Annotated in this window: 15 protein-coding genes and 1 tRNA gene; 15 read left to right on the top strand and 1 reads right to left on the bottom strand. The window is 52.0% G+C overall.

Translation table 11 applies throughout. The features are described from left to right. The first annotated feature begins 3 nt into the window (after nucleotides 1-3). From FBF29_02875 to FBF29_02805, 15 genes are all read left to right on the top strand, one after another. Nucleotides 4-366, top strand: a complete 363-nt coding sequence (locus FBF29_02875; protein QJU07628.1) for a hypothetical protein — start codon at nucleotides 4-6, stop codon at nucleotides 364-366. Between the two features lie 13 nt (nucleotides 367-379). Next, a complete protein-coding gene (locus FBF29_02870) occupies nucleotides 380-883 on the top strand; it encodes a hypothetical protein (protein QJU07627.1) in 504 nt (167 codons plus the stop codon). Nucleotides 884-928: 45 nt separating this feature from the next. Then, nucleotides 929-2,071: a cysteine desulfurase gene (locus FBF29_02865; GenBank protein ID QJU07958.1), complete on the top strand. Its 1,143-nt coding sequence runs from the start codon at nucleotides 929-931 to the stop codon at nucleotides 2,069-2,071. Next, a complete protein-coding gene (locus FBF29_02860; protein QJU07626.1) occupies nucleotides 2,068-2,664 on the top strand; it encodes a YdcF family protein in 597 nt (198 codons plus the stop codon). The genes FBF29_02865 and FBF29_02860 overlap by 4 nt, the downstream gene beginning before the upstream one ends. Then, nucleotides 2,664-3,893, top strand: a complete 1,230-nt coding sequence (locus FBF29_02855) for a tRNA-specific 2-thiouridylase (GenBank protein QJU07625.1) — start codon at nucleotides 2,664-2,666, stop codon at nucleotides 3,891-3,893. The genes FBF29_02860 and FBF29_02855 overlap by 1 nt, the downstream gene beginning before the upstream one ends. Before the next feature lie 78 nt (nucleotides 3,894-3,971). Further along, a complete protein-coding gene (gene rpsP / locus FBF29_02850) occupies nucleotides 3,972-4,334 on the top strand; it encodes a 30S ribosomal protein S16 (GenBank protein ID QJU07624.1) in 363 nt (120 codons plus the stop codon). A 128-nt stretch (nucleotides 4,335-4,462) separates the two neighbouring features. After that, nucleotides 4,463-5,992: a BspA family leucine-rich repeat surface protein gene (locus tag FBF29_02845; GenBank protein ID QJU07623.1), complete on the top strand. Its 1,530-nt coding sequence runs from the start codon at nucleotides 4,463-4,465 to the stop codon at nucleotides 5,990-5,992. 42 nt (nucleotides 5,993-6,034) lie between these two features. Next, entirely contained in the window at nucleotides 6,035-7,918 is a 1,884-nt protein-coding gene (locus tag FBF29_02840; GenBank protein ID QJU07622.1) for an alanine--tRNA ligase, read from the top strand. A 67-nt stretch (nucleotides 7,919-7,985) separates the two neighbouring features. After that, nucleotides 7,986-9,248 carry a hypothetical protein gene (locus FBF29_02835; protein QJU07621.1) on the top strand — a complete coding sequence of 421 codons (1,263 nt, stop codon included), beginning with the start codon at nucleotides 7,986-7,988 and terminating at the stop codon, nucleotides 9,246-9,248. Beyond that, a complete protein-coding gene (locus tag FBF29_02830) occupies nucleotides 9,249-10,862 on the top strand; it encodes a hypothetical protein (GenBank protein ID QJU07620.1) in 1,614 nt (537 codons plus the stop codon). Continuing rightward, nucleotides 10,852-11,256, top strand: coding sequence for a Holliday junction resolvase RuvX (ruvX, locus tag FBF29_02825; GenBank protein ID QJU07619.1), 405 nt, complete (start codon nucleotides 10,852-10,854; stop codon nucleotides 11,254-11,256). Before FBF29_02830 ends, ruvX begins: the two co-directional genes overlap by 11 nt. Beyond that, on the top strand, nucleotides 11,253-12,341 hold the full coding sequence (mltG, locus tag FBF29_02820; protein QJU07618.1) for an endolytic transglycosylase MltG: 1,089 nt from the start codon (nucleotides 11,253-11,255) through the stop codon (nucleotides 12,339-12,341). Before ruvX ends, mltG begins: the two co-directional genes overlap by 4 nt. Before the next feature lie 61 nt (nucleotides 12,342-12,402). After that, the gene (locus FBF29_02815; protein ID QJU07617.1) at nucleotides 12,403-12,795 is read left to right on the top strand and encodes a KH domain-containing protein; all 393 of its coding nucleotides are present in this window, start codon (nucleotides 12,403-12,405) and stop codon (nucleotides 12,793-12,795) included. A 136-nt stretch (nucleotides 12,796-12,931) separates the two neighbouring features. Continuing rightward, entirely contained in the window at nucleotides 12,932-13,603 is a 672-nt protein-coding gene (gene trmD / locus FBF29_02810) for a tRNA (guanosine(37)-N1)-methyltransferase TrmD (protein QJU07616.1), read from the top strand. 215 nt (nucleotides 13,604-13,818) lie between these two features. Then, complete coding sequence (locus FBF29_02805) at nucleotides 13,819-14,319, top strand: hypothetical protein (protein QJU07615.1); 501 nt, start codon at nucleotides 13,819-13,821, stop codon at nucleotides 14,317-14,319. 21 nt (nucleotides 14,320-14,340) lie between these two features. On the opposite strand, the gene FBF29_02800 is transcribed toward FBF29_02805, so the two are convergent. Beyond that, nucleotides 14,341-14,415, bottom strand: a tRNA-Gln gene (locus FBF29_02800). Nucleotides 14,416-14,419 lie beyond the last annotated feature (4 nt).

Here is a 14,419-nt window from a genome sequence, read left to right as displayed (position 1 = left end):
ATAATGAATCAGCAGCCAAGACCAGTCACAGAAATGATGTCGATTCAAAAGGCGCGGGCCGAAGCGCTGGATTTGGCGACGCAAGCACACCCAGAGCGATCACAGCGAGTGGCGCCGCGTCTATCCGAAGCGGCGGTGCGTGGTAGTGCCGAGGTGATTGATAGTGCAGCCGAGTCGGTAATGATATCGCTAGAGGAACGGCGAAGACTAGAAAAATTAGTTGAGGAGTGTCTGCAAACCGTTAAAGCAATTGGCGGGTGCATCGAGACATATCGAGCGGATTATAATACAATCGCGGAAAGCACATTCAATGCATCCGGCGCTATGCCAAAAAATCATAGAAATAATCATACCTTAGCAGCCTGAAAGGAGGTGCTTCATGCCAACGATTCTCAAAAAAGCCCTTGGTCTCGTCTTGGCGGATAACACGCGTCTTTTACGCTCATCTCAATCGGCGAAGCCAGCTCACGCCGCCTCGGCGCCAAAAGTCCCGAAATCGACGCGCTCGCTGCTGCGACTTACTCGTAAAGATCGGCCGCTGAAAAAATTAACTGAGCGCGAGCTGATTCAACTGGAGAGTGAAATTGGTGCAACGATTTTTGGTGACAAGCCTGACCACGTTGTCCGGCGGACGTTCTTTAACCTCGATAAAACGACGTGGATTTGGCACGAAGAAGTGATGAGTAAGGACGGCAAGCGCCACGAACTGACGACGCGCTACGAGGTGCAGCCGAAGGGCATCTTGAAAATTCAGCCTAATTATCAGTATAACTACCTCGAAGGGCAGGAATTACAAAACTTTGTGCTGGCAGTCAATGAATATCATGAACGAGTGGCGCGCCAACTATATAATCGTGATCCGAAAACTGGACAGCTGGTGTAGTCGCCGTCTGGGCTGCTTGGTATAATAGTATGTGTGGAATCCTCTATGATATATCTTGATCACGCTGCTGCCACGCCGATGGATCCGTTGGTGATTGAAGTGATGCAGTCGTATTTTTCTGAGAAGTTTTTTAATCCGTCCAGTCCGTATGCACCGGCGGTCACCGTCAAGCGTGACTACCGCGAAGCCAAGTCGCGCATCGCGCGGGTGCTGGGTGTAGGTGCGGATGAGTTGGTGATGACGGCTGGCGCCACGGAGTCAATCAATTTGGCTTTTACCGCAGTGGGTGGCGTGAGTTTGATCTCGGCGATTGAGCATAGCTCAGTTATCAATTCTGCAAAAGCGCGCTCGTCTGTTCGGCTCATTCCGCCGCTGAAAAACGGACGCATCGATCCGCAGGCTGTTAAAAAACTGTTAACGCCAGATGTTAGCTTTATAAGCATCGCGCTGGCGAATCATGAGCTCGGGTATATTCAGCCCATTGAAGAAATCGCGGAAGTTGTGAGGCTCGAGCGTGTGCGGCGCCAGGAAAATGGCGAATCAACACCGCTTATATTTCATACTGACGCCTCGCAGACCGCGGCGCTGATCGATGTGAAAATTAAGCGGCTGGGCGTTGATTTGTTGACACTATCGGCGGCAAAAGTTTATGGGCCGAAACAGGTTGGTTTACTATGGATACGGCCGGGCGTCAAGCTACGGCCAAATATCGTTGGCGGCGGGCAGGAGGCGGGACTGCGCAGCGGCACGGAAAATGTGGCTGGTGTGGTCGGCTTTGCTACGGCGCTGGAGTTAGCTGCCAAGCGTCGCAGCGGTGAAGTAAAACGTCTGCGAGGACTGCGTGATACGTTAGTAAAAAAGCTATTAGCGGCTTTCCCTGACATGATTATTTCTTCTGATCAGAAAAAATCGCTGGTTAATTTCCTCAATATTTCATTTCCTGGTGTTGACGCCGAGCGGTTAGTGTTTTTATTGGAAGCGCGCGGCGTGCTGGTGGCGACGGGTAGTGCCTGTGCGGCTAATTCGGGTACGCGATCACATGTTTTGGCGGCGATCGGGTTGAGTGATATGGCGATTGATGGTAGTCTGCGGCTGACGTTGGGGCGGCTGAACGATGAGACGCAAGTTATGCGGGCGGCGGACGAGATTATTACTGCAGTGCGTACGGAGCAGGAGCGAACGCGATGATTCATCGGTTAATAGGCTTGGTGTTAATTGCAGCTGTAGTCATCGTCGGCCTGAGCCATTATCTATCACCGGATGACTTGAAAGATTGTCCGCGTCCGGGTTCGGGGCAATGTCAAAAGGCAGGCGCGATCATTGTTATCAGCGGCGGCGACACCGAAGCGCGCACAGCTGAGGCAGTTAAATTATATCAAGCTGGCTGGGCGCCAACGATCATTTTGTCTGGTGCTGCAGCTGATAAATCCGGTCCGTCTAACGCCGCCGCCATGAGAAAACAAGCCGAAGCGGCGGGTGTACCGGCTACGGCCTTGGTGATGGACGAACGTTCAGAAACCACCAAGCAGAATGCCCAGGAAGTGGCGGGTATCATAGCGCAGCGTGGTATCAAACGCGTCATTCTGGTTACCAGCGGCTATCACATGCGGCGAGCGCTGGCTGAGTTTTCAGCGCAACTGCCGAATGTTGAGCTGCGGGCACGCCCAACAACGCACGACAAGCATTGGAGTGCATGGTGGTGGTTGACGCCGTGGGGGTGGTGGCTGGCAGTCGGCGAATTGCTGCGGATCGGTTTGTTTGCGCTGGGAGTGTCGCGCTGATGGCTCGGGTGTTCGTCGGTATGTCGGGCGGCGTTGATTCGTCGGTAGCGGCAGCGCTATTGGTTGAGCAAGGCCACGACGTCACTGGTGTCTATATGAAAAATTGGTCGGAAGATTTGCCGGGTATGCATTGTCCGTGGGCGGAAGATGTGGCTGACGCCAAGCGCGTGGCGGTGGGGCTGGGAATTGATTTTCAGGTGTTTGACTTTCAAAAAGAGTATAAGCAAAATGTTGTTAACTATATGATCCGCGAATACCAAGCGGGTCGGACGCCAAATCCTGATGTGATGTGCAATCAAGAGGTGAAGTTTAAATTATTTTTGGAAGCGTCGTTGGCAGCGGGTGCGGAGTGTATTGCGACGGGGCATTATGCACGAGTTAAACATGCAGTAGGTGGTGCAGCATTGGGTAATTCTGGCGCGGTTGCCTCACGCCATGGTGTTCACGCCGATTCGTCACTGTCGCCTGCGGAACTCACTGCGTTCAGACAGTCCTCGGCGATTCAGGACGAATCAACGTTCACGCCTGGGTTCGTCAAAGCGCCATCATTACCCAACGCTGCTCGCTTGCTTCGGGCGCACGATGACAATAAAGACCAAACCTATTTCCTCTACCGTGTGACGTCCGGGGCGTTAGCCAAAACCATGTTCCCGCTGGGTGATTTTACCAAGGCTGAGGTGCGCGAGATGGCCAAAGAGCGCGGGTTGTGGACCGCCAGTAAAAAGGAGTCGATGGGCATTTGCTTTGTTGGGCAAGTGGGGATTCGCGAGTTTTTGTCAGAATATGTTGAGACTAGCCCGGGCGATGTCATTGATCAGCCAACGGGCGCGGTTGTTGGCCGGCATGACGGGGCGATATTTTATACCCTGGGGCAGCGGCATGGCCTGAATGTTGGTGGCGGCTTGCCGTATTATGTTGTCGGTAAAGATATGGCCAAGAATGAAGTTTACGTGTCGCGCTCAATTGATGATGGTAATTTGTGGCGGAAAGAATTGACATTGACCGACGTTCACTGGATTAACCAGTCGCCAAAAGGCGATGCCTGTCAAGTTCGGGTGAGACATCGGGCGCCGCTCATTAATGCGGAGATTACGCGTGTAAACGATAATGCTGGTGAGAAAGTGACGGTTATCTTGTCCGAGCCGCAGCGCGCCGTCACCCCAGGTCAGTCAGCTGTGGTATATGACGGCGAGGAATGTTTGGGCGGCGGGATAATTCAAACAGATTGACGTACATAGCGAAATAGTGTACACTCTCTAGGAGTAATACATTAATCAAAGAGTTGTAAGAAAAGGAAGAAATCACACATGCTAGCAATTCGTTTGCAACGGTTGGGTCGCAAGGGTTATCCGGTGTACCGCCTGGCAGTACAAGAGGCGCAGCGCCATCCATCAAGCGGTCGTGTGGTCGCGTATGTCGGCAGCTACAATCCACACACTAAAGCAGCAAATATTCAGGCTGAATTAGCACAGAAATATTTGGACAATGGTGCCCAGCCAACACCGCGTGTTGTTAAGTTATTGAAAGAAGCTGGCGTCACCTTGCCAAAGTGGGTTAAAGCGCCAGCTGCTGATAAGCACAAAGCCATCCGCAATCCAGAGAAGCTTCGTAAGAATCAGCCAAAAGAAGAGCCGGCTCAGTCGGACGCTGACGAGCCAAGTGCCGAATAATACGACGTGATAAACTGAGACATTTCCCGCCCGCGATGAGAGCGGGATTTTCTTGACAATGGAGGGCTTAGTCGCGTATTATTTGAGGTAATAGTACAACGAAGTAACACGAACATAATAGGGGGTTTATGAAATATTTACAACGACGCAGGCGCTTGCTGCCGACGCTAACAGCAGGGGTTATGATGCTTGGTGTTGGTGGCCTGACGCTACTTGCGATGACGCAGCCAGCGAAAGCTGATGCGATTAACAACACGGATTTTGTTATGACGATCGACACCACGAAACCGGGCGTATCAAACACCGATCAATTTACTATACCGGTGACAGGCGGGGGATATAATTATACGGTTGACTGTAACAATGACGGTATTCCTGACGCTGTGGGCGTGACCAGTAGTCACACCTGCACATACAGCGACGAGGGTCGTCACACAATTCGTATCGGCGGTACATTCCCGCAGATTTATGTGAATAATGCCGGTGATCGTTTGAAAATCATGTCAGTTGACCAGTGGGGAACGGGTGCGTGGCGCAGCATGGACTCGGCGTTTCGGGGCGCTGAGAATATGGATGTCAAGGCGACTGACGTGCCGAACCTCACGAACGTAACGAGCCTGCAAGGTATGTTCGACACGGCTCACTCGCTCAAGGGTGAGGGTGCCAACTGGCAATGGAATACATCAAATGTGACGACAACTGCTAATATGTTCCATGGCGCCGGACAGTTTAACCAAAACATCGGTTCGTGGAACATGGGAAATGTGACGAGCGCTGGCCATATGTTTGCGTATGCAGGGGCGTTCAATAACGGCGGCAGTTCGTCAATTGCCAGCTGGAATACTGCAAAACTTGAATACGCTGATAGTATGTTCGAGTGGGCAAATTCGTTCAATCAGCCGATCGGGCTGTGGAATATGACGAAAGCACATGCTATGGTGCGGATGTTGGCTAATGCGCGGGCATTCAACCAGTCGCTGGCTGGCTGGCAACTGACCTCGCTACAAGATGTTACGGGGAATCCGTATGCTGGCGGGACGAATATGCTTGATAATACGGCGCTATCGGTGCAAAATTACGACGCGACGCTGATTGCCTGGAATAATGCAGTACTCAAGTCACCAGTGACGCTGGGTGCGGCCAGCCTGAAATATTGTACGGCGGAGGCGGCGCATGCAGCGCTGCAAAAGGCAGTGGCCGACAGTGGTCACGGCTGGACGATCAATGGCGATGCCAAGCAGTGCCCGACCTACACGCTGACGTTTGATACCGGCTCAGGCTCACCGGTACCATCTCAAACGGTCGCCTACACTGCCAAGGCGGTGCGGCCGGCTGATCCGACGCGGGCTGGCTATACCTTTGCTGGATGGTACGCTGATCCAACTTATCTGATGCGGTGGGACTTTAACGTCCATACGATGCCAAATTCTAACTTCACGCTATACGCTAAGTGGAACGCTGTGCCAACAGCGCCGGGTAATCCAGGTGCTCCTAACCAGCCGGGTCAGCCGAGTCAACCAGGGCAGCCGGGCGCTTCGCAAGGCCGAGCAGGCAGTCAACTAGCCGATACCGGTACGAGTTTGCTGGTAGCGATCGGGGCTGGTGTTGCTGCCATTATCAGCGGTGCAGTGCTGCTGATGCGGAAAAAACGTTCATAAAGATCCAGAGTATCTGAGGCGACTTGTGCTATAATTGCTCCTATGAACGCTCAAGAAATTCGCCTCAAATATCTCGACTTTTACAGCAAACAGGCTCATGCAGTCATCAAGCGCGCGCCGCTGATTCTAACCGACGACCCGACCACGCTCTTCACTGGTGCGGGCATGCAGCCAATGATTCCATATCTGCTGGGTGAGCCGCATCCTGAGGGTAAGCGAATCGCTGATTCGCAGACGTGCTTGCGGGCCCAAGACATTGATGATATCGGTGATAACCGCCACACGACGTTTTTTGAAATGCTCGGTAACTGGAGTTTGGGTGATTATTTCAAAAAAGAGCAGATCAACTGGATGTGGCAATTCTTGTCCGAAGAGGTCGGACTTGACATGAACCGGATTTATATCACCTGTTACATTGGTGATGAACGCTACGATATTCCTAAGGATACTGAGGCAGCGGAAATCTGGGCGGAGCTATACGAAAAAGCAGGCCTGAGCAGCGGTCAGGCCGATATTGGTTCGGAAGAAGCCGGTTATGCGCGCGGTATTCACCCGGGCGAACGGATTTTCTTCTATGATGGCAGTAAAAACTGGTGGAGCCGTAACGGTGGGCCAGAAACTACGCCGATTGGTGATCCGTGTGGGCCGGATAGCGAGATGTTTTATGAATTTGACTTTATCGAGCATGATCCAAAGTTTGGTGAGCATTGTCATCCGAACTGCGACTGCGGTCGCTTTATGGAGATTGGCAACAATGTCTTTATGGCCTATAAAAAGGTGGCGGACGGTGTGTTTGAGCCGCTAGAAAAGCCAAATATTGATCATGGCTCAGGCCTGGAGCGAATTGCGGCGGCCGTGAATAATGACCCCGACGTTTTCAAGATTAGCTTGCTGTGGCCAATCGTCGAGAAATTGCAGGATTTGAGCGGCAAAAAGTATGATTCACATACCGAAAGTATGCGAGTGATCGCTGACCACCTAAGGGCTGCTACCTTTATGGCGGTCGACGGCTGCGCGCCGAGCAATAAGGAGCAGGGGTATGTGATGCGCCGTTTGCTGCGCCGAGCGATTCGCTATAGCTTTGACCTGGGGATTGAGCAGAATTTTCTGGAGGAAGTCGTGCCGGTGATCGCTGACTTATATGAAGCGGACTTCCCAGAAGTTAAGGAGAGTCGCGAGAGTATCATCGCTGTGCTAGTCAAAGAGGAAAAAGCTTTCCGCCAAACGCTGCGCAAAGGTCTCAGGCAAATGCAGCATTATATCGACGACGGCTTGACTGGCGAAGAGCTATTTACGCTATATGATACGTTTGGCTTTCCGGTGGAGCTGAGTACCGAAGAGGCCTATAAACAAGGTATCAAGCTTTCTGATAATTGGCGCGCCGAATTTGATGCGCGAATGGCCGAGCAACGCCAACGTTCCAAAACTGCGCGCAAAGGGCAATTTAGCGGCGGCCTAGAGGGTCACGATCCGATTCATCTGAAATATCATACGGCGACGCACTTGTTGGGGGCGGCGCTGCGCAAAGTTCTGAAGGCGCCGGATTTGCAGCAGCACGGCAGCAATATCACGTCTGAGCGCCTGCGTTTTGATTTTAATCACGATAAATTGACGCCGGAGGAAAAGCAAGCGGTGGAGGATCAGGTTAATGCCTGGATCGACGCTGATTTACCAGTCAGCTTTGCCGTCTATCCGACTGATGAGGCACTAAACATGGGTGCAATCGGCGCCTTTGGTGAACGCTACGGCGATACGGTGAAAGTCTACTCCATCGGTGAAGGTGATAATGTCATCAGCTTTGAGGTCTGCGGTGGCCCACACGTCGAACACACCGGCATCTTGGCCGAGGGTAGCAAGCGCTTTACGATCACCAAAGAAGAGGCGAGCGCTGCTGGGATTCGGCGTATTAAGGCGATACTTGACTGAGGCTGGTTAATTATCCTCGTAAAAAACTAGCCAATCCACACACAAATGGTATATAATCATAAAGACTATGGTGTTAGATAGGCTTTTCAAGAAGACAGACAAAGATGAACACCAGTACCTGGTCGGTCTCGACATTGGTACGGAGTATATCAAGGCGCTGATCGCCGAGATCAAGGATGATGATATCGAGATCATCGGAGTTGGTCGGGCGCAGCAGAATCTGGGCGACATGCACCAGGGCGCGATTGCTGATATTGCCGGTGTGGTGACCAATTGCGAGGCGGCACTGACCGAAGCTGAGGATAAGGCCGGTGTTCAGGCCAAGCAGGTGATCATCGGCATTGCCGGTGAGCTGGTCAAGGGCGTGACCAACACAATTCGCTATCGCCGACCGCAGCCCGATAAACCGCTGGATGTTGCTGAGATGGAATTCATCATCGAGAAGGTACAGGAACGGGCGCAGGGCAAGGCGCAGGCGCAGATTGCGCTGGAAACTGGCAACGAGGATGTCGAGGTGAAGCTGGTTAACTCGGCACTGGTCAGCATTCATATTGACGGCTACAAAGTGTCGAATCCGATCGGCTTTCAGGGGCGGGACGTGGCAGTGCAGATTTATACGGCATTTGCACCAATGGTACATATCGGGGCGCTGGAAAAGGTGGCCGACGAGTTAGCGCTGGAGCTAATCGCCGTGGCGGCCGAACCATTTGCAGTCAGCCGAAGTGTGCTCGGTACGGATGCGAATTCTAATTTCACGGCGATCTTGATCGATTGCGGCGGCGGCACGACTGACATTGCGGTCGTCAATGACGGCGGCGTTGAGGGCACCAAGATGTTCGGTATCGGCGGACGGAGCTTTACGCGGATGATTGCGACGGACCTTGACCTAGGCTACAAAGAGGCGGAAAAGTTGAAGGTAAATGCTGATAAGGAATATATCAAGCCAACACTCAAGCGCAAACTTGATGGGGCGATTGATAAAACCCTTGAGGTATGGCTGTCGGGCGTTGAGCTGGCGCTCGGTGATTTTGACAGCGTTGATCACCTACCGAACCGAATTTTGCTGTGTGGTGGTGGTGCGAGCTTGCAGCAGCTCGTTGATGCACTGGCCAATCAGCCATGGTACAAGGAACTACCATTTACGAAAAAGCCAACCATTCAGCATATCAAGCCCTCTGATGTCATCGGTATCACTGACACAACTGGCGATATCACGGATCACACATTTATCACGGTAATGGGTCTGCTGCGAGTTGGGTATGATACAATGGTAAGTAATCAAGACGCTCATGGCTTGATGGATAAAGTTAACCGATTACTCAAAATATAGATGAATAAAGATGTTATTTACATTGACGTCGAAGATGATATCACTGCTATCGTTGGTAAGATAAAGGCGTCAAAGGAGCGGATTATTGCGCTGGTGCCACCCAAGCGAGTTGGTGTGCTGCGTAGCGCGGTTAATATGCGGCTGATCGCTCGGACGGCTACGTCGGTTGATAAGCGGGTGGTGCTGATTACCGGCGATACAGTTCTGTCCGGTCTAGCAGCAGCAGCCAAAATTCCGGTGGCCAAGACGCTCCAGAGCAAGCCAGAAATGGCCGAGGTTCCGGTGCTGAAGGTGGACGACGAAAATGACGTCATCGATGGGCGCGAGCTGCCAGTCGGCGAGTTAGAAAAGAGTGCGCAACCTGTTGATGAAACGGATAAAGCGATTGATTCGGCCATCGCTGATTCATCCAAAAAACAGGACGACGAAACGCCAAAACCGGCGGATAACGCTAACAAGAACAAGACAGCACCAAAAGTCCCGAACTTTAATCTATTTCGTAAAAAGTTTCTGCTGATCGGCGGCGCCGCGCTGCTACTCATTGGGTTTTTGGTATGGGCGATTTGGTTTGCACCGCACGCGCGAGTGATTATCACGGCCAAGACGACAACGGTGACGGTAAATAAGAAAGTGACACTCAGGACTGACGGGACGACTGATCCGGCTGCTGACGTGATCAAGGCGCGCCGGCAGGAGCAAAAAGCAGAATTATCCGTTGAGTTCTCGGCAACTGGCAAGAAGAAAGTTGGTGAGCGAGCCAAGGGCAAGCTACGGGTTGCGACTGATTCCATTAGCCTGCTAGATAAGACCATTCCGGCCGGGACATCAATCCGTACGAGCGGTGGGATGACCTTTACGACTGATAGCGCGGTGACGTTTAGCCGCTCCAATGCCTCGGGCTCAACGGTCATGGTGACGGCTGCCAATATCGGGGCGGAATATAACGGTGAAAGTGGTTCGGTATCGGGAATGCCATCAGGAGTTAACGCGACACTCGTTGGCGAGACTTCAGGTGGTAGTAGTCGTGAGGTGACGGTGGTTAGTAGCGACGATGTTAAGCGTGCCGGCGACTTATTGAACGAAAAAAAAGCCGACTCTCTTCGTGGCAAGGTCGAGCAATCATTTGGCGGATCGACTGTTACTATCAAAGAAAGCTATCAAGAACAGCGTAGTGCGCCAACTCCAAGTGTCGCCGTCGATAGTGAAGCGACTGGTGCAGTGACGCTTAAAACAGTGGTAACCGCCTCGATGGTTGGTATCGAAAAATCAGAGCTAAGCACCTACCTCAAGGCGACCGCCAACAAGGAACTAGAGGGCAAGCAGTCGCAAAAGATCTATAAAGATGGTGTTGATAGCGCGCAGTTTGCGCAGTTCAGTGGTCAGGGCAGCAACTTCATTGCTCACATCACTGCCAATGCCGTCGTCGGCCCAACCATTGATGAGGAAAAGGTCAAGGAGCAGTCGCGCGGTAAAAGTTATGGCGACATCCAGTCAGCACTCGAAGCCATCAAAGGTATCGAAAATGTTGATGTGAAATTCTCTCCGTTCTGGGTGCGCACCGTACCAAATGATACCAAACGAATAAGCATCGAATTCAAGCTCAATGAAAGCTAAAAACTTTCTAGCGCTAGATGTGGGCGAGAAGCGGATCGGTCTGGCGATGGCCGATTCGCAGGTGCGGATCGCGGTGCCGTTTGGCTGGGTGGCTCATGATGAGCGGGTCATGGAGGAACTGGCAGAGATTATGCTGCGGCACGACATCTCGCTGGTGGTGGTCGGTTATCCGCGTAACCAGTCCGGCGAGCCAACGCAACAAACAGAGTTCGTGGTTGATTTTGTCAGGCGGCTGGGTCAGCTGGACATTGATGCCGAGATCGCTTATCAGGATGAGTCGCTAACCAGCGTTCAGGCGGAACAGCGCCTGGCTGGCAAGATCAAAGATAAGGGTGACATTGACGCTGAGGCGGCGAGTATTATACTACAAGATTATTTGGAGGTGCACGGATGAAGAAGTTGAAGATTAAAAAACGGCGGTTGTGGCTCATTATCGTATCGGCAGTTGTCGCAGTGGCGGGTGTGGTGCTGCTTGGCAGCGTCATTTGGTACAAGCAAATGCTTCGTCCGGTCAACGCCGGGGCGCGGCAAAAAATCAGTGTCGAGATCGCTAGTGGCGACACAGCGCAGCTCATTGCCAAAAAACTTGAAGATAAAAAAATTATTCGTAGCGCCTTTGCCATGACAATTTACCTCAAGTTAAATAACGTTACCGGCACCTTCAATAAGGGCGTGTACAGCTTTACACAAGATCAAGATGTGGCGTCGGTGCTTAAGCATTTACTCGGTGGCAAACCGGATCGGCGTTCGGTACTATTTTATCCAGGGGCAACACTGCGCGATAAGACCTCGACGCCTGCCGCTCAAAAGACCGATGTTGCCAGCGCCCTCAAGCGGGCTGGCTACAGCGATGAGCAGATCACGGCCGCTTTTGCTGCTACTTATACCGGTACGGTACTAAAAAGTAAGCCAGCGACCGCCGATCTCGAGGGGTATATCTATGGTGATACATATTTTTTGCCGTCAGACGCCACCGCCCAGCAAGCCTTGCAGCGGGCCATCAGTGAGCTAGACCGGGTGGTAACTGAGAATAATCTCGAAAAGAAATTTGCAGCTCGAGGGCTGTCGCTGTATCAGGGGCTAACACTGGCTTCGATTGTTCAGCGCGAGTCAATTGGCTGCCCGGGTAAAGCGACCTGCGAGGACATGCGGCGGATCGCCAGTGTGTTTTATAACCGTCTCAAAAAGGATATGCCGCTCGGGTCAGACGTGACGTATCATTATGCCGCCGACAAGGCTGGCGTCGCTCGCTCGCACACGCTTAATTCACCGTACAATACGCGTATTCACAAGGGGCTGCCGCCTGGGCCAATTGCTTCGCCTGGTCTCGCGGCACTGAATGCTGTGGCCGATCCAGCCCAGGAGGATTACCTTTATTTCTTGAGCGGCGACGACAACGTAACTTATTTTGCTAAGACCGAGGCTGAGCACAAGGCGAACATTACCGCCCACTGCGCCAAAAAGTGCCAATTGCCATAGTTGCCCTCGGCAAATCGCCTATGCTATACTAGGAGTACAGTTAATTCCAAGGAGGGGCAGTATGTCAACGATAGATCAGCAATTTGTAGAATACGTAGTAAAGGCGCTGGTTGGACATCCAGAAGATGTCGTCGTCGAGCGTTTGATTGACGAAAAGGGAGTGTTGCTTACACTGACGGTCAACCCAGAGGATCTCGGTCGGGTTATCGGTAAGCGTGGCGGTACAGCCCAAAGTCTGCGGACGCTACTCAGGGCGTTAGGGACGAAAAATGATGCGCGCTACAACCTGAAAATTGTCAACAACGACGGCTTTACGAGTGCTAAACAAACTACGGCTGCCGCTTCAGATGATGATTCTGTGGACAACTCAACAGATGAAACTGTGGAAAATAGCTCTTCTTATGCAGAAAATGCTCGAAAAGAGCTTGCAGAACTGGATGATCTTGATATATAATCATAACTAGTTCAAGCACAGACAATATGCGAGAACAGCTCTATGCGAGCAATGGGTAACCATTGAGAGCCTTATTTGTGCTAAAAAACCGCCTAGCTAAAGGGCGGTTTTTTGGTGGTTTTTATGTGGGCACGGTATAATGAAGGATATGCGAAAATTTCAAGCCATTACCCTGTTTCCCGAAATGTTCTCTGGCGTATTTGAAAACTCAATGATGTGGAAGGCACAAAAGGATGGTATCGTTTCGCTCGAGACGGTGAACTTGCGTGAATTTGGTCTGGGGCCGCGCCGGCAAGTCGATGATACGCCATATGGCGGCGGCGATGGGATGCTACTAATGATCGAGCCGTTATGGCGGGCGGTGGAATTTGCCAGGTCGCGCGATGAGAGCGCGAAGGTTGTCCTGATGAGCCCACGTGGTCGGCGCTGGCGGCAGGCGATGGCGCGCATGGCGGCGGATGATGGCCGGGGGCTCATTATCATCTGCGGGCGATATGAGGGTGTTGACGAGCGCATTATGGAATTGGTTGATGAGCAGTGGAGTATCGGTGATTTTGTGCTGACTGGTGGCGAGCTGCCGGCGATGACCATTATTGATTCAATCGTGCGGCTGCTGCCAGGTGTGCTGGGCGGTGAAACATCAGCAGAGATTGAGAGCTTCTCGGACGGCAAGACGCTCGAGTATCCGCAGTACACTCGGCCAGAGGTATTTAATGGCCTACGAGTACCGGAAGTCTTGCTGAGCGGACACCATGGCAAGATCGCCGAGTGGCGCGAACAGCAGTCGCAAAAAGCGGAAACTGAGTGACGAGATAACCTTGTCCGACAACGGAAAATACCGCTACACACTCGTAACGGTATTTTGTTGTGGTGGATGTCGTAGAGCGAAAGAAACGTCAGTAGTGTTTGTTTTTGTATCGTTCGCTTGTTGTTACTGTACGTGTTTTTAATAAAAAAAGCAAGCGCTTTGGTAAATAATACAACAAGCTTGAGCTTTTTAGGGCGGGTCGGTATACTATATCTATGAAGAAAACATCAACCCAACGACCAATATCAGTCGTACACATTGTACGGTTAATTATTGCCGGATATATTCTCGTCATCGCCTTGAGTCAGCTATTCTCGTTTGATAAGTTTCCATCAATGCTCGCTGGACTGCCGGGCGTGATGGCGGTAGTGTGCGCCATCGTTCTCGTTGTCACAGAGGTTGGGGCGCTGCCGTTCTTACTTGCCATGGACGTGTCGGCTAGACTGAGAAAAGTAAGTGCCGTGATGGGCGTCGTGGCGCTACTGCTATTGACATTGCTGGAAGGTATGGCGTTTTGTCACGGAGTATCAATGATATTTGGGGCGACGTTTGACTTGCCGGGCGGTAGCTGGTCACTTCTGTTCCTGGCTGGTGTGTGGATTTTGGCGATATGGGCAAGCGGTTTTGGCCAGGGCGCGACAACCACGGTAAAATCTCAAGAAACATCAACTAACCATCAGGCTCATGCCAAACCAAAGCGCAAGAAAAAAGATTGACAACACGTCAATCCTTTTTCTTGGCTGGGGATGAGGGATTCGAACCCCCGAATGCCGGGACCAGAACCCGGTGCCTTACCACTTGGCGAATCCCCAACGC

The organism is Candidatus Saccharibacteria bacterium oral taxon 488 (assembly GCA_013099015.1).
In the GTDB taxonomy this organism is placed as follows: domain Bacteria; phylum Patescibacteriota; class Saccharimonadia; order Saccharimonadales; family Saccharimonadaceae; genus Nanosynbacter.
The sequence above is the reverse complement of the archived record's forward strand: the minus strand, read 5'-3'. Positions and strand labels throughout refer to the sequence as shown.